Consider the following 17866-nt stretch of genomic DNA (forward strand, 5'->3'; position numbering starts at 1 on the left):
CTTTTATGCTGAGTAAAAAAGAAAAAATAGCTTACGGCCTAGGTGACACGGCCAGTAATATTATTTTTCAAACCGTAATGCTGTTTTTAACTTTTTTCTACACTGATATTTTTGGTATTTCGCCTGCAGTTGTGGGCACCCTTTTTTTAGTAGTTAGAGTTATTGATGCAGTAACTGATCCAATAATGGGCGCACTCACTGATGCCACTCATACTAAATACGGTAGCTACCGACCCTACCTACTTTGGCTTGCCATCCCTTTTGCCGTTATAAGCGTGATTACTTTTACTACCCCTGAGATGGATGACGCCAACAAAATTATTTACGCCTTCGTTACCTACACCCTGCTAATGTTAGTTTATACCGCAATAAACATTCCTTATTCGGCACTTGGCGGCGTATTAAGTAGCAACCCTAACGAACGCGTTTCTATTCAATCATACCGGTTTGTGTTTGGCATGCTCGGAGGTTTATTGGTTACAAGCTGCACTTTGCCTTTAGTAACATGGTTTGGTAATGGTAATAACGAAATGGGCTATCAACTTACTATGCTGATTATGAGTTGCCTCGGTGTGGTGTTGTTTCTAATTTGTTTTCGTTACACCAAAGAGCGAGTGAGCAATCCACCGCATAAATTATCTTTAAAAACACAACTTCACGTTTTATGGCAAAATCAGCCGTTTAAAATCTTGTGTATGGCGACTCTGGTATTATTGACCAGTATGGTGTTGCGCACGACATTGGCTATTTACTATGCAAAATATGTTCTTGGCAAAGAAGATTTAATCACCGAATTTGTAACCTTAGGTATGATTGGTAATATTCTAGGCTGCGCCTGCGCACAACCTTTAAGTAAACGCTTTGATAAAAAAGTGGCTTATGTTTATCTACAATATATTTCCGCCATATTGAGCTGCCTTGCTTTTTTTATCCCTAATGAACACGTTTTACTAGCGTTTTTGGTGTATTTTTTATGGTGTTTTTTCACTCAAATGGCAACGCCTTTATTATGGGCAAAAATGGCTGATACTATTGATTACGGAGTCCGGCAAAATGGCCGTCGACTCACGGGTTTAGTTTACGCAAGCATCGTATTTTTTATCAAATTGGGGCTTGCATTAGGCGGAGCGATTGCCGGTTGGTTACTTGCTTATTATCAATATCAAGCCAATGTGGAATTAAGCGAGGCAACTAAAAATGGTATTTTAACCTCATTCACACTTTACCCTGCGATTGGTAGTGTACTTGTGGCATTAATAATGAGTAAATACAGCCTAGACAATAAAACCATTAAAAAAATCACTGCCGATTTAACACAGAAAAGCAATTTGTAGCAAGGAATAGTATGGCCACCATTTATGAAGTGTCAAAGCTTGCAGGGGTGTCACTTGCCACTGTTTCAAGAGTAATGAACAACAATGCAAACGTAAGTGATGCAACCAGAAAAAAAGTCACCTTAGCCATGGAAGAGTTAGGCTACCGCCCTAACTCTATTGCGCAATCACTGGCTTCTAATTGCTCTAATAGTGCGGGCTTGTTAGTTTCAGAGCTTAAGGGGCCATTTTATGGACCGATGATGAGCGGTATAGAGAACACGCTAAGAAACCAAGGTAAACACGTTATTATTACCGCAGGCCACAGTGACGCAGAGCGAGAGCAACAAGGCATCGAATTTTTAATTAGCCGTAACTGCGACGCACTTATTTTGCATGTTGAAGCTATTAGTGATGAATACTTAATAAAACTGAGTAAAGGCAAAACCCCGTTTGTTTTGCTAAACCGCTATATTGAAGAGCTCGCCGACCGCTGTATTATTCTTGATAATAATAAAGGTGGCTATTTAGCCACTAAATACATTATTGAATCGGGCCATAAAGACATTGCCTATATTAGCGGTCCACTATGGAAAAAAGATGCTCAGGAACGCTTAAATGGGCATAAACAAGCGCTTGCTGAATTCGCCATTAAATTTGATGAAAACAATTTATTCGAAGGTGACTTTGTAGAAGAAAGTGGCTACGAAGGCTTCACTACACTGTATAAAAACAACCCCGCCTTTACCGCCTTGGTGTGTGCCAATGACGAAATGGCCACTGGTGCCATGGTGAGTGCCAGAGAGCATGCTATACAACTACCTTCGCAGCTTTCAATTATTGGCTACGATAACGTGTTTTTTACCCGTCACGTTTACCCTCCGTTGAGCACTATAAACTATCCTATCGATGAGATGGGTAAAGTGGCAGCGCAGTGGGTACTTAGTCATGTTTATCAAAAAAGCGTACACCCTATTCAAACGTTATTTGAGCCCGAGTTAGTTATACGCCAATCTGTGGTTAAACCTTTAACATTTAGGTAAGCTAATAGGCTGTTAAACAAGCTGATTGAGTAATGATAAATTTATTGGTTTTAACAATACCTGCTCTATTTCTAGTTGCCTGATATGCACAGCATCGGGCTCCATACCACTAATAATAACGCGCTTAATATTAGGGTAATGCTGTTTAATAAACCCAGCCAGCTCTAAACCGGTACCATCTGGCAAATGCATATCAAGTAATACTTTATCGTAATTACTATTATGCTCTAGTACTGCCTTACAGTCTTTAACACTTGCTGCTATATCGGTATCCACATCCAAGCTTTCTAGTAATAGCTGGGTAATTTGTGCGGCATCAGCATCATCTTCTACTAATAAAAAGCACTTTTTATCGTTACTCGGTTTAGGTGCTGGCTGAATCTGCGTAGCTGATTGTTCTTTTTGTCCAAGCCTTAACTCTAAGCATTGATAAAGCAAGTTGGAATCGACAGGTTTAGCAATCATATCGTCAAAACCTAACGCTTTGAGTTCGCTATGAATGCCTTTCATAGTTGCTGCAGTTAAGGCTATGATTGCGCCTTTAAATCCTAGCTTTCTAAGCTCAATAGCAGCTTCTTTTCCGCCCATTACCGGCATGTGGATATCTAAAAATATAATATCGTAGGTAGAGTGCCCGTCTGCTAGACATTTTTTTACTTTATCGAGTGCTTGCTTACCATTATCAGCATAATCTACTTCAGCGCCTGCTGAACCAATTAAGTGACCAACTAGCACGCGTAAATCGCGTAAATCATCAACCACCAACACTTTGCCGTTCACTTGGCAGGGGGCTACTTTTTGCTGCATATTGGGGGTTAAATCAAGTTTTAATAAATTGCGCTCTACCTGTCTGATATCACCAGGGTATAAGGAGATGGTAAACGTTGAGCCTTCACCGACATGAGAGTCTAATGAAATATCCCCCTGCATACGACTAAGTAGTTCAGAACAAATAGCTAAACCTAAGCCTGCACCACCTACTGAACGCGACTCTACATCAGCTATTTGCTCAAAAGGCTTAAAGATGAGACCTTGTTTTTCTGGAGCAATGCCTAAGCCTGAGTCTTTAATACTAAAAAATAGCATTTCACGCTCATTGACTACTTCAGTCCACGCGTTAGCCACAATCTCGCCTTGCTCAGTAAATTTAATCGCGTTATTGATCAGGTTAATGAGAATTTGTCGAACTCGAGTGGCATCTACACGAATAACTAATGGTAAAGGCTCCAGTGATTCAAACTTTAGTGATAAGCCCTTATCGAGTGCTGATACGCGCATTAAGGTAAATACATCGGCCATTAAGCTATCAAGGTTAACCTCCCCTAAACTCAGTTCGAGTTTATCGACAGCAATTTTAGATAAATCTAAAACGTCATTCAGTAAGCTTAATAAATGCTTACCATTACGATAAATCACACCGAGCTCGTTTTCAGCCTGCTTGTTAAAGTCACTGAGCATCAACAACTCTGTATAACCTAAAATAGAAGATAGCGGTGTTCGTAATTCGTGGCTTAAATGTGCTAAAAAGCGATCTTTTGAACGGTTTTCAGCCTCGGCTTTTAAGCGTTCCACTCGCTCATCTTCTACATCACGGCGCGCTAATGCGTAGCGAATAGAGCGAGCAAACCGGCTACCACTCATTTCGTTTTTAACTAAGTAATCAACCGCTCCGGCATCAAGCGCAGCTGAATCGAGGGCATCGTTTGATTGCCCTGTAAGCATAATAATAGGCCCACAAAAACCATTTTTAAGCGCTTGTTTTAAAACACTCAAGCCATCAGATGCCCCTAAGCGATAATCAAGCAAGCAAATATCATGTTGATTTTTACTCAACACTTCCACCGCCTGCTCAGGAGAGCTTATCCAGTCTATGTCAAACACATGGGAACTGAGCTGCTCTAAATAGTCACGAGTTAAAATATAATCATCTTCATCGTCTTCAACCAATAGCAGTTTCGTTGCCTTTGCTAACATAGCGTCTCCTGTTTTAATAATATGCTTAATCGTTAAACGTGCTTGGTAGCTCTACAAACTCAACCCAGTATTTACCCAGCGTTTTCATCAACTCAACTAACCCGTCAAACGTAACCGGCTTAGTTATGTAAGACGCAGCGCCTAGGTTATAACCCTTAACCATGTCTTCTTCTTGCTTAGAGGTAGTTAAAATTACCACAGGGATGCCTTTTAGGTTTGGATTTGCCTTAATAGCTTCAAGCGCTTCACGACCATCCATTCTCGGCATGTTTAAATCAAGTAAAATTAAGCCTGGTCTTGGCGAGATGCTTTTATCTACAAACTTGCCTTTGCGCTCTAAATACTCCAAGAGTTCAACACCGTCTTCAACAAAATGTAATTCATTTAAAACGCGGCTTTCAGCAAGCGCATCTTGGGTTAATAAACGATCATCTTCATCATCGTCTGCCATCAAAATGGTAATCGGTTTTACGTTTGTTAATGGCATATTATGCCTCTCCTTGTAGTGTGAATAACTCTGCATTCACAGGTAATTTAATGATGAAAGTTGCCCCTTCACCTAGGGAGCTTATCGCAGCAATAGAGCCGCCATGTCGCTCTACGATTCGACGACATACAGATAAACCAATACCCGTTCCTTTATATTCTGAACGGCCATGCAAACGTTGAAATGGTACAAATATTTTATCCGCGTACTCATCAGAGAAGCCGATCCCATTATCTTTTACGGTAATAACATGCCAACATATTTCACTGTTATGATCTTCACTAAACTCACATACCCGTTCAAAGTCAACATTAACAACCGGGTCAACGTTAGGCGCTCTGAACTTCACTGCATTTGAAATTAAGTTTAAAAACAGCTGATGCATTTGACTTGGATCAGCCTGAATAATGGGCATCTCAACCGTAACAACCTGTGCATTACACTCATTAATCGCTATTTCTAAATCACCTTTTATATCATTCAGAATGCTGTTTAAATCGGTATCGGTAAAATCTTTACCTCGGGTCGTTACTCGAGAGAACTCTAATAAATCATTAATTAAGTTAGACATTCTTTGCGCTGCATTTTTCATGCGGGCAATGTAATCTGCGCCTTTTTCGCCTAATTCGTCTTTAAACATGCTTTCAAGCCGGTCACTAAATGCTTGAATTTTCCTTAGCGGCTCTTGCAAGTCATGGCTGGCAACAAAAGCAAACTCCTCTAACTCTCGGTTACTACGACTCAATTCATCAGAATACAAGGTAAGCTCTTGAGTACGTTCAGTAACTTTACTGGCTAAAGTTTCATTTTGCATTTCCAGCTCGGCACGATACTCGGCTGCATTTTTTAAATTAAGCCTAGCTAATAAAAACATACCCAAAATCAACAATGCACTTGTAACTGCAGTAATACCAAAAGTGATTTTAGCTTCTTTCTTAATTTGTGCTAATTTCGAAAAGTGACTGACTTTAAACAGCAATTCACGTTCTTGTATATCATTAACTCGCTCACGGATCTCTCTATATAGGTCTCGCCCTTCATGTGAGTTCAGTATTACTAAAGCGCGTTTTTCTTTATCATTTAATGCTAATTTAACCGTTTTTTTCAGCTCAGCTATTTTAGCTTCAACCAATAGTAACAGCTGTGCAATACGCTCAGCCTGCCCGTCAATTTCAGAATGTAAGGCGCTCACATGGTTCGTTTGAGACTTTATTTGTGCGATAGCATCGTAGTAAGGCACTAAATAATCATCCGTTTGAGTTAATAAATACCCACGCTGCCCCGACTCAGCTTGCACCACCGAAAGGTGCAATTGCTCTATCGCCGTGCTTAGCATATTAGTGTTATCTAAACTTTGCTGAGTACGCGTTAGGCCTTGTATGGTATTAATGGCTAAAAAAGCATTACCCACAATAATACACAGCACTATGGAAATAAATAATGCCCATACTACATTTGCTTTGCCTTGCTGTTTGCGTTTAATCATTTATCGTCCTGAATTAATTTGGGTTACTTCGATTCTGAAATAAGCTGCAAACTGTCACTGCACGCTTGGCAATTAGCAATTATTTTATCTAATGCGGCGAGTGCTTTATCTTTTGGCATATCGTTTTCAAGTACTAGCTTAATTAGCTCAGCATTCATCGAAATACGATTAAGCGGCGCACGCGCGTCGTGTACCAGCTCATTCAAAGGTTTTGTTTTTTCTGACGATGCCATCAAAATCCTCGTTTTGTTGTTATTAAATTTGCATGCTGGTTATTTATACTCGCCAATACCACCATAAGCATTTAAACGGTTGTATAAGGTTTTAGTACTAATACCCAGCATTTGTGCTGCTAATGTTTTATTACCTTGTACTTTATCGAGCGTGGCATGAATAAGTTCTTTTTCAACTTCTTCAATTGTTTGCCCTGCTGATACCTGTTTGTCTTCAGATTGAGTATTAACCCTTGAAAAAGGTGACTCTAAGTTGTCAGGTAATGTAATTGTGCTAGTTTGCGGGTCGCTCATAATAAAAGCGCGATGAATAGCATGGCGAAGTTCACGTACGTTACCTGGCCAGTCGTATGTTTGTAGCTCTTTAAGCTGTTCGTTAGCCCAGGCAAACGCTGTACCATTTTCATCGTTCAACTGCTCTAAAAATACTTTTGAGAGTAATGGAATATCTTCTTTTCGCTCTCGTAGTGGCGGTATATCAATTGGAAAAACAGCGAGTCTAAAGTAAATATCTTCACGTAAAATATTATTCTGCGCTAAATCGGTAAGGGAGCGGTTAGTCGCTGAAATAACACGGCAATTTACTGGTAACTCACGATTACCACCAACCCGTGTTACTTTTTTAGTTTCAAGTACACGCAATAAATTAGGCTGCATATCAATCGGCATTTCAGTGACTTCATCAAGAAATAACGTTCCGCCATCGGCTTGTTCAAACACGCCTTCTTTACGGGCAATAGCACCGGTAAATGCACCTTTTTCGTGACCAAATAATTCACTACCAATAAGTTCTTTTGAAAGCGCACCACAGTTACTCGCCACCAGTGGACCTTCGCATTTACTGGCATTATGAATAGCTTGCGCTACCACCTCTTTACCTGCTCCGCTTTCACCCATAAGCATAACGTTAGCATTAGTTTTAGCTACGCGCTCTATCATGGTATAAAGCTGTTGCATGGGCGCAGACTCGCCAATAAGCGTGTCAAAATGATGTGTAATGGCGGCACTTTTCGCTTTTTTAACCGTTTTTTTCGGGCCGTTTAATACTAATTCTAAATCTTCACGTTGCAGCGGCTTTAATAGATGCGACACATTAGGCTCACACATCTCAGCTAAAATACCTTTAACCGAAGGGTGACCAGAAATAAGGGTGACTTTAGGCGATTGACCAATCATTTTTAAATGATCTAATAAATGCAAGCCACTGCCATCAGGTAACATAAAATCGAGCAGCACGTGATCGAAAGTATTATTTTCAAACCACTGATGTGCTTCTTTTAAACTGGTTGCTGTATTAATGTTGTGGCCAAGAAACTCAACAATATGGCAAATAACATCGCTGAATTCGATGTCGTCATCGACTAAAAGTATATTTAACATGAATAATCCCTGTGCTTTTTCACTATTCTACTTGCCCTTTAAAGTAAATGAAAGATATACATAATTAAGGTACAAAGTGCGGCTGTTTTATTTTTAATTCACTAGTTTAATCATAAGTAGCTGTATAGGCGCTGAAATAGCGCTATTTTATGCGGCTTATTAAATCTCTATTAAAGCAATTAATATAACTAACTGATATAATTTATTTTTATTACAGGAGTTGTTATGCGCTTATTAAAAACCTACATTCATCCCTCAATCAATATTGAGCAAGGTCGTCAATTTTCTCGCCCAACCGCTCGCGCTATTGCATTTAAGCAACAACACATTTTACTTATGTATACTCAGCGCTATGACGACTTTAGCTTACCTGGCGGTGGAATTGACCTGCATGAAAGCATTGAACAAGGGTTGATCAGAGAACTAAGTGAAGAAACTGGCGCACAAAATATAAAAATATGTAGCGAGTTTGGGCTTTACGAAGAGTACCGCCCTTGGCACAAAGATGACTTTGATATTATTCATATACAATCATACTGCTACCTCTGCCAAATTGATGAGCAACTAGGCCAAGCACAGCTTGAACACTACGAAAAACAAAATGGCATGCAGGCTAAATGGGTTGATATTTTCCAGGCGATAGCTCATAACGAACGCACACTTGCAAACAGTGACAAGCAAGGGCTATCGATTATTCGCGAAACTTACCTGCTAAAAGCTATTGCTGCACAGTTTTTTACCTAGGTGTTTAGGGCTGAATTTGCGGTTCGCTCAGCGATTTTTTACCCACATAAAAGCGGTATAGTCCCAGTAAGTTACTACTTAAAAATAGGCTTTCCATGATTATTGCCACTGGCGAGCCGGCGAAAATATTATGTGTTATCCAAAAAGAGGTTCCCACCACCATACATAACCTTAAGTGCAAATCTCGATTTTGAAATGAAGCAATGGTTTGTATTAATGTCGCCACCAATGCAAAGGCGCTAAACCAATCTTGCCAAGTAAAATAAACGGCTAAGCAGCTGACAGCCATAAACCCACACATAGCCCAAGTATGCTTAAAGTAAATACAATAAAAATAACGCACCGCGGCAATAAACATTAAGCAGCCAGCACTGTGATAGCCCAATATAAAAAAGTGAGCAGAGGTTAATAATACTGAGGTAAATAAACAGCTTAAAATAATTCGTCGGGACTTAAACTGAAATGAAGCTAAGTCGAGTAAAGTAGCGGCTGCGACTAACGATTGAGCAATTAAAAACATAACACTCCAAAGTATTAAGGCTTAAAAATGGGGAGTGTATAGTGCTTTATGAAAACAGCACTTAACTTAAGTTAAGTCGCTTACGAATTCGTGACAACGAAATAGCCGAAATGCCTATATACATTGCCACTTGGCTTAAGCTTAGCTGCGCCAACCAATGAGGTTTATGTTTGAGTAAATAGCAGTAACGCTGCTCGGGGCTATTAAGTAATAAAAATGCCTCTTTGGCTTCTTTAAAAATAAGTTGCTGTGCAATAAGCTGCTGCTTAATCAGTTGATACTGTGCTTGCTCAAATAGTGTTAGTGGTACTTTAATTACATTGGCTTCGTTAATCACTTTTAATTGATAAAACGCAGGTGTTGAGGTCATCCAATTGGCAAACAACAACGCAAATTCATCTTTAAAATAAAACTCTTTACACTTTTGCACGCCGTCAATGTCGTCATGAATAGCGCCTAAAACCCCCTGAACAATTAAATACCCATAACCTTGTACATCGCCTTGTTGCACTAATACGGTATTGGGCGCTATTAGTTGCTGAGGATACTTACCAGCCAATTGCACTTTAAACTTGTTTACTAGTGCTTCATAGCTGTCGCCAAGCGATAAAAGTGGATTATCAGACATTAAAAATTACCATTTTTTCATTAAAGCATGTGTAATGTCAGCCGCTGATACACCCACCCTAGGAATATATTTTTGACCACACCATAAAGGTGAAAAATCACTTTTAGCACTTTTTTCAGCTCGACTTCTTAAGGCTGTTATTGCACTGCTGGCATGTGGAAACGCAGGAACCCCATTTGGCATAGCACCTAGCTCTTGGATTACTCGATTTTGAATACCCCGAGCGGCTCTACCAGAGAACAATGTGGTCAGTGTGGTCTCATCTTGTTGCTGATCTAAAATAGCCTGTTGATGCAAAGCTGATGTTGTTGCCTCCTTGCACAGTAAATAAGCACTCCCTACTTGGACTGCACTCGCTCCTAACGCTTTAAACCGCTGAACATCATCGGCTGAAGCAATGCCACCAGCAGCAATAATAGGTAGTGATATATGCTTAACACAACGCTTAACTAACTGCTCAGTAGTTTGTTGTAAGCTTAAATCCATAGATAAAAAATGCCCTCGATGGCCACCAGCTTCTATACCCTGAGCAATAATCCCATCAGCGCCATTTTCACTAAGCCAAATAGCTTCATCTAAAGTGGTAGCCGTTGAAATTACTTTAGTGCCCCAGCTTTTTATTTGCGCCACAATAGTTTGCCCAGGTAAACCAAAATGAAAACTCACAACTGCTGGCTTATAAGGTGCAATTATATCAACAATCGATTGATTTATAGGTTGACGAGAAGCCCCTGCAGTTAAGCTTTGCGGGTCAATTTTATACTCTGTAAAGTAAGCGGCAAGTAATGCATGCCAGCACTGTTGTTGCGCGGATGTGTAGTCAGCAACTGCATGACAAAAAAAGTTAAGATTAAACGGCTTTGTTGTTTTGTGGCTAAGTATTTCTAGCTGCTCAACTAATTGTGCTGGGGATAACATAGCGCAAGGCAAAGAGCCTAACCCTCCAGCCTCACTTACAGCAAGAGCAAGCTGCTCGTTTTGAACACCCGCCATAGGTGCCTGAATTATCGGTAAAGCGGTATTAAACAATGATGGCTTCATTTGAACTCTCCCTGTAACTTTTTCAACAACTTGCAGTATTTACAGAACCATAGCAAAAACAGCAAGCAAACAACATCTAGATTTTAGTCATAAGTAATGTAAAAACTATTACTAACAGATAGTTATGATTTTTTTAATATCGAGAAACTAACTGGCTTTGGTTTTGCACCTACCCTATTACATAATTTGTTAGGAGGTAAAATGAGTAACACAGTTGATACGATCAATCCCGCAACAGAGCAAGTCATTAATAGCTATACACTGCTTTCTCAAGCTCAAGCAGAGCAAGTGATCGAAAAATCTCATGAAACATACTTAACATGGCGATTAACCTCGTTTACCGAGCGCGCACAACATCTAAATAAATTAGCCTCTTTATTTGAAAGTCAAAAAGAAGCCTTAGCAAAACTAATGACCGAAGAAATGGGTAAAGTCTATGAGCAAGGCTTCCAAGAAGTTCAGCTTTGTGCTGACATTTGTCGTTATACCGCTGAACATGGCGCCGATATGCTTAGCGACGAGGAGCGCGACATGCAAGGCGGTCGTGCAATAATAAGCTATCGCCCTACCGGCGTACTGCTGGGTATTCAGCCGTGGAACTTCCCACTTTATCAGGTTATTAGATACAGTGCCGCAAACATTATGGCGGGTAATACCACGGTATTAAAACACGCCGGTAATGTATTTGGTATGGCTGAGAAAATTGAAACGCTATTTTTACAAGCAGGCTTTCCTGAACACTGCTTTAGCAACTTACTGGTTGATGGTAAAACTGCCAGCGCCCTTATTTCACACTCAGCGATTAGTGGCGTAACCTTTACTGGAAGTGATGGCACAGGTAAAAAAGTGGCAGAGCAAGCTGCCAAGCATGTTAAAAAAACCGTGCTAGAACTGGGTAGTAACGATGCTTTTGTGGTACTTGACGACGCTGATTTAGCCCTTGCAGTTAAAGCATGTTTACAAGGACGTATTATTAATAACGGCCAAACCTGTGTTGCCGCGAAGCGCTTTGTGGTGGTTGATTCACTCTACAATGACTTCAAAGAAGCACTAAGCCAGCAGTTTAAGGCGATAAAAATGGGCGACCCAATGGATGAAGATACTGAACTAGGTCCTATGGCACGCGAAGATTTACGCGACAAAATTCATCAGCAAGTACAAGACTCTGTCAATGCAGGTGCAAAAGTACTTGTAGGCGGCGAAATACCGCAAAAAACAGGTTATTACTACCCCCCAACCGTGCTGGAAAACCTTAAACCGGGTATGCCTGCGTATGACGATGAGCTATTTGGTCCTGTCGCATCTTTAATTAAAGCCAAAGATAACGACGACGCTATGCGTATCGCTAATGATTCGCGCTATGGACTAGGCGGCGGTATATTTTCAAAAGATGAGAAGAAAGCCATTGAACTGGCCAAAAAGTATTTTGACACCGGCATGATCAATATTAATGGCTATGGTTTGGCACAACCAAACCTACCATTTGGTGGTGTTAAAGACAGCGGTTATGGCCGAGAGCATGGTGGCTTTGGGATTCGCGAATTTGTGAATGTTAAAAGCATCATGATTCACAGCTAATATCAGGTATCAGGTTAGTAAAATTAAGCACCGCGCTTGTCGCAAGCGTGGTGTTTTTTTGTCTAATAAATTTAAAAACCTGAGTTAGGCTGCTTTAAAAATTCAAGCTCTTCTTTGGTAGAATCCCGCCCCAGTATCTTATTACGATGCGGATAACGATTAAATCTATCGATAATCGCCTTATGCTGATACTCAAAATCTAAGTTATTTTGAATACCTAACGCTTTATATAACTTCACTGCTTCCTTATGAATTAGCTTTGATTCGCTGTGCATAAAAGGCATATACAAAAATACGCGTTGCTCATCCGTCAATTCCTTATCAAACCCTTTCGCAATAGCGGTTTGCGCTAACGCTAGAGCTAATGCATCACAGGCAAATGCTGCGGGCTTTTCACGGTAAATATTACGTGAGAACTGATCAAGCACAATAATTTCCGCAAGACTACCTATCGCGCTTTCACGCCAATCAAATAACTCATTTACACTTGCTTGATGATGCAATTTACCAAAACGAGTTTTAATTTGTGCATCAAGCCCATCGTCTTTTTGCCACCACTGTTTAGGCTCAAGCTCGGTAAACCAAAAGTCGATAATTTTATTAAACATAATGAATCTCTTTGTTAATTAACGCTAAACCAAATAGTTTGCTACAAAAAACTTCGTCTAAAACCTTTAACCTAATATCTGTACTATACCTAGCCCTTTTCAAACATAGGTACTTTGCGTTTATCTGCTTTGCTCATTGCCAGCTCTTGTATATCTTGCTGCTTTTGCTCGCTTGGTTTTGTTTCTAGGGATTGCTGATTAGCATCTTCAAATACCAATTCGGTTAATAAGGCAAAATGATCGGAGCCATATTTAGCAAGGCGCTTTATTCGTTTTACACTAAAGCCTTTTGAGTGAAATAAATGATCAAGCGGCCAACGCATAAAAAAGTAATTAGCATGAAAAGTATTAAAAAAACCACGGCCTTTACGGGGGTCTAAAAATCCACTAATTTGCATAAATAAACGAGTACTGCGTGACCAAGCAACATCATTTAAATCGCCAGCGACTATCGTAGGGCGAGTTGAACCTTTAAGGGCTTTAGCCACCATTATTAATTCGCTATCGCGTGGACGTGATGAATCTTCTTCGGTTGGGCTTGGTGGCGCGGGATGAATAAAATGCCCCTGCATTTTTAACCCTTGGTGGTTTTCAAATAAAATATGAATAGAAGGAATGTCATCTTCTATAAGTGCACAAATTTGTGCATCGAGTATGTTAAATTTACTAAATACATGCATGCCGTAGCGGTTATCTTTTGGGCACTGTACTTGATAAGGGTAGTTTTTTTTAAGCACGGACAATTTATCTTGCCACCAACTATCGCTTTCTAAAGTGATGAGTAAATCGGGCTGATATTTATCGACTAAGTTAATTAACTGCTCACTATGTCGATTCGACATCAGTACATTAGCGGATAAAATTCTGATGCTATGATCACTACTTTTTGGCGCTGTTAATACTTCTTTTTTAGCAAACCAAGTGTAGGGATAAATCCACTTAGCTTGAAGCGCACAGATAATTAAAGCAACAGCCGCTATTAATGAGTATGTAATAAAGTCGCTTTGCCACATACCTATTAGTGCCACGATAATTACAGCGCTTGCTAGGTAGCACACCTGCAAGCGCACAAAGTCGCAACTACGTATCAAGTAATGCTGACTGTATGACAGGGGTAATAACGTTATTAACAACAACAAGCCAGTAACTATGACCAATACGGTGAGCATTTATAAATCCTAATAGCGCTGTAAAATAGAGAGTATTTCACGAGTGTCGTGCACTAAGTGAATAATAGTGCGATCAACTTCAACTCGTATAGTGTCTCTTTCTCGGTCTATTACTCTAGCACGCTTATAAATGTCATGCCCAAGGATATCACCTTGATGATAAGATCTGTGCCACCCTGGTGGAGTCCACCCTTGACGAATTAACTGCTTGGCTTGTTTCTTAGAAAGCCATTTTTTATTATGGTATTGGTTATATTTTTGCTTTTTCCAGTGATGCTTGTTTGCGTGTTTATTCGCATGCTTGCCTGCATGTTTGTCTTTGTGTGGTACAGCAAATGCGTTTGTTGCCGTTAGCGCAAAAACCATTACTAAAATACTGATTAGTGATTTCATGGCGATTCTCCAGTGTGATCATTACTGAAGAGTATTAACGGCTAAGCCTGAACATTACATGAAATGAGAAAAATTAACGTTGCTTGTACTGTGTTTTACAATGACTGCGCATAATCGCGGGGTCGCGTAACTTTAGGTGTTTAGTTTTACGCCCACCATGGCGCTTACGCCATACTTTAAATGAGCCGCTAGAGATATGCTCCCGCATAAAATTAACTAATTGAGAGTAATTTAGCCCATACAGATTTTCAATAGCTTCAAATGGCGTTCTGTCTTCCCATGCCATTTCTATAATGCGTGATTGCTGTTCTTGGTTAAACATATTAATTCCAAATTTGGTTAATACGCAAAAGTTAAATTTAGCGATCATCACTTGCTTGTGATGTTAAAAATATAACCTCTTTTCATTTATTAACTTTAATTAAGTGTATGATTAATCTACACACTGAAACCGGAGCTAAAAGGATGTTTACAAAACTACCTAAGTGGGTCGAATATGGTGCGTTTACCCTCGCTTTTATTGCCGGTATGGTAAACGCAGTAGGTTTATTAGGGTTTGAACAGCAAGCAATTTCTCACGTTTCAGGGTCGGTGACTTCATTAGCTATTGAACTTACTACCAACATCAAGGCGGCGTTATTTTTAATTGCGATTGTACTGAGTTTTATATTTGGCTCGGCATTAACAGGCTTAATGCTTTCAGGCGGTTCACTTAAGCTAGGCCGCCATTACGATACGCTCTTATTTATTGAGGGTATTTTACTGCTGTTAAGCGCACAGCTACTTCAATATTCTTACCCTTACGCACTTACACTTGCTTCTACGGCCTGCGGCTTACAAAATGCTTTAGCCACTAACTACAGCGGCGCAGTTGTGCGAACTACTCACTTAACCGGTATTTTTACCGATCTGGGTTTGATGTTTGGTAAAGCCCTAAAAGGAGAAGCTTTTGACAGTAGAAAATGCTTGGTCTTTGTATTAATTATTGCCGGGTTTTTAGCCGGCGGAGTGGTAGGTGTATTACTATTTAAACATTACTCAGTGCTCACTTTAGTTTTTCCCGGCATTTTTTGTATTGTTTTATCGATTACTTATCGGGTTTATAGGTTGAGTGTGCTTTAACCAATTCACAAAATCCCCTACCCTAAACTTATCAAATTGCCGATGTGCTGGAATTTATGAAATATTACTATTTACCCCCGTTATTGTTATGCAGTCAGTTAGGTTTAATTAATAGTGCGTGTGCTGAAGATACCGCGCAATCAATTGAACGAATCACCACCACAGCATCGCGTAGTGAAGCGCTTTCCACGCCATTACCACTGGTGATCAGTGTATTAAGTGAATCACAGCTTGAGCTTATAGCTCCTACCCATGTAGAGGAAGCGCTACAACGCGTTGCAGGTGCCAATGTCCAACGTGGGAATGGCCAAGAGTATTTACCGGCTCTGCGCTCGCAAGTACTTTCTGGAACGGGCGCTTGTGGTGGTGTTTTAACCGCAGAAGATGGCATAGTTCTTCGTGCAGCTGGTTTTTGTAATATCAATGAACTATTCGAAGCACATAGCGAAATGGCAGAGCGTATTGAAGTATTAAAAGGCCCAGGTTCTGCACTTTATGGTTCTAATGCAGTGCATGGTGTAATTAACGTTATTACCCCTGATACTACGCAAGGTGCTGGTTTACTAGGCTTTGATTATGGCTCTTATGGTTATGCTCGCTATAAATTACGTGCAGGCCATGCCATGGATAATTCAGGCCTAGGTATTAATGTTAGTTTTACTGATGATAGCGGTTATCGAGATGACGAAAGCGTAAAGCAACAAAAAATAAATGTGCGCCATCGCTATAATAATAACAACCTAAGCTTAGTTTCTGGGCTTACGTATACTAATTTAGATCAACAAACTGCTGGTTATATTAGCGGTTTTCAAAGCTATAAAGATGAAGATATAGCACAGCAAAACTTTGATCCCGACGCCTTTAGAAAAGCTCGCTCGCTTAGGGCTTGGAGTAAAGCAAGCTGGCAATTAGGAGAGAACACTCTAGTTGTTACTCCTTATATTCGTGACCAAAGTATGGACTTTTTTAAACACTTTCTACCCGGCACACCACTTGAAAAAAATAACCAAACTGGGTTTGGTCTACAATCGCTTTATCAGCATTATGTGAACGACAATACCAACCTAAAGCTTGGTTTTGATGGTGAGTTTACCCAAGCCGATTTTTTACAAACCCAAGATAAACCGACTCAAGGTTCTGCGTTTTTAGTGGCCACAGTGCCGCAAGGTAAACATTACGATTACCAAGTCGATGCCACCTTATATGCCCCATTTGCCGCTATTGATTGGCAGCTAAATAATTGGCTTATAACTGCAGGTCTACGTTATGAGCATATGCAATATGACTATCAAAACAATATGCTTACAGGGCGTACAAAAGAAAATGGCAGTGAATGTGGTTTTGGTGGCTGTCGTTATAGTCGCCCAGAGAGCACTAAAAACAGCTTTAGTAATCTTTCGCCAAAACTCGGTGTGAGCTATCAGCTTAATATTAATAATACATTATACGCTAACTTTTCAAGAGGCTATAGAGCCCCACAAGCAGCTGAGCTTTATCAATTACAACGCGAGCAAAGTACTGCCGACTTAGACGCAGAAATAGCAAATAATGCTGAGTTAGGTATTAAAGGGGTGTACAACAATACTCGCTACGGTTTGTCGGCTTATGCGATGAGCAAGCACAATACCATCTACCGTGACAGTGACTTTTTTACTGTTAATGACGGCCAAACTCGACATCGCGGCATTGAGCTTGAGTTAGCGCATAGCTTTAATCAGCACTTATCGGTTAACTTCGCAGGCACTTATGCCAAGCATACGTACTCGAATGAGCAAATCATCGGCAGTATTAATATTAAAGGTAACGATATTGATACCGCACCTCGAAAGGTCGCTAATATCGATTTTAACTGGCAAGCCAACGAGCGTGTTAACCTTGCTCTGCAATGGCACTATGTGAGTCGCTATTTTACCGACCCTGAAAACTTACATGAATATCAAGGTCACGATATTTTAAGCTTACGCGGCCAATGGCAAATAAGCCCACAGCTATTACTGAGTGCGCGAATAATAAATCTAACCAACACGGCTTACGCACAGCGCGCCGATTACACTGGTTTTACTGGCGATCGTTACTTCCCAGGAAAACCGCGTAATGCCATGTTGTCTGTAAGTTACCAGTGGTAAAACAAAAAATGCGCTATATAA

The 17866-nt window shown here is 40.2% G+C and carries 18 protein-coding genes; 6 read left to right on the forward strand and 12 right to left on the reverse strand.

Features of this window, described 5'->3' with window-relative positions:
* The first annotated feature begins 5 nt into the window (after positions 1-5).
* Both CWB76_RS02205 and CWB76_RS02210 read left to right on the forward strand, forming a co-directional pair.
* The gene (locus CWB76_RS02205) at positions 6-1334 is read left to right on the forward strand and encodes a glycoside-pentoside-hexuronide (GPH):cation symporter (protein ID WP_138605215.1); all 1329 of its coding nucleotides are present in this window, start codon (positions 6-8) and stop codon (positions 1332-1334) included.
* Between the two features lie 11 nt (positions 1335-1345).
* Complete coding sequence (locus CWB76_RS02210) at positions 1346-2356, forward strand: LacI family DNA-binding transcriptional regulator (RefSeq protein ID WP_138605217.1); 1011 nt, start codon at positions 1346-1348, stop codon at positions 2354-2356.
* Between the two features lie 12 nt (positions 2357-2368).
* Here the strand turns inward: CWB76_RS02210 and CWB76_RS02215 are convergent, their stop codons facing one another.
* From CWB76_RS02215 to CWB76_RS02235, 5 genes are read right to left on the reverse strand one after another with little or no spacing between them, the layout of a single operon-like run.
* Positions 2369-4330 carry an ATP-binding response regulator gene (locus CWB76_RS02215; RefSeq protein WP_138605219.1) on the reverse strand — a complete coding sequence of 654 codons (1962 nt, stop codon included), beginning with the start codon at positions 4328-4330 and terminating at the stop codon, positions 2369-2371.
* Positions 4331-4355: 25 nt separating this feature from the next.
* On the reverse strand, positions 4356-4817 hold the full coding sequence (locus CWB76_RS02220) for a response regulator (protein WP_010390893.1): 462 nt from the start codon (positions 4815-4817) through the stop codon (positions 4356-4358).
* Between the two features lies 1 nt (position 4818).
* Positions 4819-6303, reverse strand: coding sequence for a sensor histidine kinase (locus tag CWB76_RS02225; RefSeq protein WP_138605221.1), 1485 nt, complete (start codon positions 6301-6303; stop codon positions 4819-4821).
* Between the two features lie 23 nt (positions 6304-6326).
* Positions 6327-6536 carry a histidine kinase gene (locus CWB76_RS02230; protein WP_138605223.1) on the reverse strand — a complete coding sequence of 70 codons (210 nt, stop codon included), beginning with the start codon at positions 6534-6536 and terminating at the stop codon, positions 6327-6329.
* A 39-nt stretch (positions 6537-6575) separates the two neighbouring features.
* Complete coding sequence (locus tag CWB76_RS02235) at positions 6576-7916, reverse strand: sigma-54-dependent transcriptional regulator (protein WP_138605225.1); 1341 nt, start codon at positions 7914-7916, stop codon at positions 6576-6578.
* A 225-nt stretch (positions 7917-8141) separates the two neighbouring features.
* Here CWB76_RS02235 and CWB76_RS02240 point away from each other — a divergent pair, with 225 nt between their 5' ends.
* Positions 8142-8660, forward strand: coding sequence for an NUDIX hydrolase (locus CWB76_RS02240; RefSeq protein ID WP_138605227.1), 519 nt, complete (start codon positions 8142-8144; stop codon positions 8658-8660).
* A 4-nt stretch (positions 8661-8664) separates the two neighbouring features.
* Here CWB76_RS02240 and CWB76_RS02245 read toward each other — a convergent pair whose 3' ends face one another.
* The 3 genes from CWB76_RS02245 to CWB76_RS02255 all read right to left on the reverse strand — a co-directional run bounded on the left by CWB76_RS02245 (position 8665) and on the right by CWB76_RS02255 (position 10849).
* Positions 8665-9180 (reverse strand): YgjV family protein, encoded by a 516-nt coding sequence (locus CWB76_RS02245; RefSeq protein WP_138605229.1) that lies wholly within the window; start codon positions 9178-9180, stop codon positions 8665-8667.
* A 61-nt stretch (positions 9181-9241) separates the two neighbouring features.
* Entirely contained in the window at positions 9242-9808 is a 567-nt protein-coding gene (locus CWB76_RS02250) for a Crp/Fnr family transcriptional regulator (protein ID WP_138605230.1), read from the reverse strand.
* A 6-nt stretch (positions 9809-9814) separates the two neighbouring features.
* The gene (locus CWB76_RS02255) at positions 9815-10849 is read right to left on the reverse strand and encodes an NAD(P)H-dependent flavin oxidoreductase (protein ID WP_138605231.1); all 1035 of its coding nucleotides are present in this window, start codon (positions 10847-10849) and stop codon (positions 9815-9817) included.
* Between the two features lie 201 nt (positions 10850-11050).
* On the opposite strand from CWB76_RS02255, the gene CWB76_RS02260 reads away from it, so the two are divergent.
* Complete coding sequence (locus CWB76_RS02260; RefSeq protein WP_138605232.1) at positions 11051-12427, forward strand: NAD-dependent succinate-semialdehyde dehydrogenase; 1377 nt, start codon at positions 11051-11053, stop codon at positions 12425-12427.
* Between the two features lie 71 nt (positions 12428-12498).
* Here CWB76_RS02260 and CWB76_RS02265 read toward each other — a convergent pair whose 3' ends face one another.
* From CWB76_RS02265 to CWB76_RS02280, 4 genes are all read right to left on the reverse strand, one after another.
* Positions 12499-13035, reverse strand: a complete 537-nt coding sequence (locus CWB76_RS02265; RefSeq protein WP_138605233.1) for a DUF924 family protein — start codon at positions 13033-13035, stop codon at positions 12499-12501.
* Between the two features lie 89 nt (positions 13036-13124).
* Entirely contained in the window at positions 13125-14204 is a 1080-nt protein-coding gene (locus tag CWB76_RS02270; protein ID WP_138605234.1) for an endonuclease/exonuclease/phosphatase family protein, read from the reverse strand.
* 9 nt (positions 14205-14213) lie between these two features.
* A complete protein-coding gene (locus CWB76_RS02275; protein WP_138605235.1) occupies positions 14214-14597 on the reverse strand; it encodes a hypothetical protein in 384 nt (127 codons plus the stop codon).
* A 73-nt stretch (positions 14598-14670) separates the two neighbouring features.
* Entirely contained in the window at positions 14671-14919 is a 249-nt protein-coding gene (locus tag CWB76_RS02280) for a TIGR03643 family protein (protein ID WP_138605236.1), read from the reverse strand.
* A gap of 143 nt (positions 14920-15062) precedes the next feature.
* Between CWB76_RS02280 and CWB76_RS02285 the strand changes: the two genes are divergently transcribed.
* Positions 15063-15719: a YoaK family protein gene (locus tag CWB76_RS02285; protein WP_138605237.1), complete on the forward strand. Its 657-nt coding sequence runs from the start codon at positions 15063-15065 to the stop codon at positions 15717-15719.
* A 56-nt stretch (positions 15720-15775) separates the two neighbouring features.
* Positions 15776-17845 carry a TonB-dependent receptor gene (locus CWB76_RS02290; protein ID WP_138605238.1) on the forward strand — a complete coding sequence of 690 codons (2070 nt, stop codon included), beginning with the start codon at positions 15776-15778 and terminating at the stop codon, positions 17843-17845.
* The last annotated feature ends 21 nt before the right edge of the window (positions 17846-17866 follow it).

The organism is Pseudoalteromonas sp. S1609, assembly GCF_005887255.1.
Classification (GTDB): Bacteria; Pseudomonadota; Gammaproteobacteria; order Enterobacterales; family Alteromonadaceae; genus Pseudoalteromonas.

Bases quoted from the DNA above. Each gene is read 5' to 3' on its own strand.
- CWB76_RS02240 (WP_138605227.1), top strand. From the start codon at position 8,142: ATGCGCTTATTAAAAACCTACATTCATCCCTCAATCAATATTGAGCAA.
- CWB76_RS02290 (WP_138605238.1), top strand. From the start codon at position 15,776: ATGAAATATTACTATTTACCCCCGTTATTGTTATGCAGTCAGTTAGGT.
- CWB76_RS02230 (WP_138605223.1), bottom strand. From the start codon at position 6,536: ATGGCATCGTCAGAAAAAACAAAACCTTTGAATGAGCTGGTACACGAC.
- CWB76_RS02245 (WP_138605229.1), bottom strand. From the start codon at position 9,180: ATGTTTTTAATTGCTCAATCGTTAGTCGCAGCCGCTACTTTACTCGAC.
- CWB76_RS02255 (WP_138605231.1), bottom strand. From the start codon at position 10,849: ATGAAGCCATCATTGTTTAATACCGCTTTACCGATAATTCAGGCACCT.
- CWB76_RS02270 (WP_138605234.1), bottom strand. From the start codon at position 14,204: ATGCTCACCGTATTGGTCATAGTTACTGGCTTGTTGTTGTTAATAACG.
- CWB76_RS02205 (WP_138605215.1), top strand. From the start codon at position 6: ATGCTGAGTAAAAAAGAAAAAATAGCTTACGGCCTAGGTGACACGGCC.
- CWB76_RS02260 (WP_138605232.1), top strand. From the start codon at position 11,051: ATGAGTAACACAGTTGATACGATCAATCCCGCAACAGAGCAAGTCATT.
- CWB76_RS02210 (WP_138605217.1), top strand. From the start codon at position 1,346: ATGGCCACCATTTATGAAGTGTCAAAGCTTGCAGGGGTGTCACTTGCC.
- CWB76_RS02285 (WP_138605237.1), top strand. From the start codon at position 15,063: ATGTTTACAAAACTACCTAAGTGGGTCGAATATGGTGCGTTTACCCTC.
- CWB76_RS02220 (WP_010390893.1), bottom strand. From the start codon at position 4,817: ATGCCATTAACAAACGTAAAACCGATTACCATTTTGATGGCAGACGAT.
- CWB76_RS02215 (WP_138605219.1), bottom strand. From the start codon at position 4,330: ATGTTAGCAAAGGCAACGAAACTGCTATTGGTTGAAGACGATGAAGAT.
- CWB76_RS02235 (WP_138605225.1), bottom strand. From the start codon at position 7,916: ATGTTAAATATACTTTTAGTCGATGACGACATCGAATTCAGCGATGTT.
- CWB76_RS02225 (WP_138605221.1), bottom strand. From the start codon at position 6,303: ATGATTAAACGCAAACAGCAAGGCAAAGCAAATGTAGTATGGGCATTA.
- CWB76_RS02265 (WP_138605233.1), bottom strand. From the start codon at position 13,035: ATGTTTAATAAAATTATCGACTTTTGGTTTACCGAGCTTGAGCCTAAA.
- CWB76_RS02280 (WP_138605236.1), bottom strand. From the start codon at position 14,919: ATGTTTAACCAAGAACAGCAATCACGCATTATAGAAATGGCATGGGAA.
- CWB76_RS02250 (WP_138605230.1), bottom strand. From the start codon at position 9,808: ATGTCTGATAATCCACTTTTATCGCTTGGCGACAGCTATGAAGCACTA.
- CWB76_RS02275 (WP_138605235.1), bottom strand. From the start codon at position 14,597: ATGAAATCACTAATCAGTATTTTAGTAATGGTTTTTGCGCTAACGGCA.